The following is a 255-nucleotide window of genomic DNA, read 5'->3' as shown; positions in this document are numbered from 1 at the left end:
CCACCGGCACCACCGACATCACGCGCGTCGTGCCGGTCGGCACGCTCAGCGACCTGCAGCGACGCGATTTCACGATCGTGCTCAGGTCGATGATGGCGCTGTCGCGCGCACGCTTTCCGCGCGGCATCCGCTCGCCGATGCTCGATGCGATCGCGCGCGCGCCGATGTGGGCGGCCGGGCTCGACTACGGCCACGGCACCGGCCACGGCGTCGGCTACTTCCTGAACGTGCACGAGGGCCCGCAGGTCATCTCGC

At 71.0% G+C, this 255-nt stretch carries 1 protein-coding gene; it reads left to right on the top strand.

Annotated elements, in window-relative coordinates; translation table 11 throughout:
• The coding region (locus SB751_RS32895) for a M24 family metallopeptidase (RefSeq protein WP_410749366.1) at nt 1-255 on the top strand (255 nt) is incomplete at both ends.

The organism is Cupriavidus sp. SIMBA_020 (assembly GCF_046535395.1).
GTDB lineage: Bacteria > Pseudomonadota > Gammaproteobacteria > Burkholderiales > Burkholderiaceae > Cupriavidus > Cupriavidus campinensis.
The sequence above is the reverse complement of the archived record's forward strand: the minus strand, read 5'-3'. Positions and strand labels throughout refer to the sequence as shown.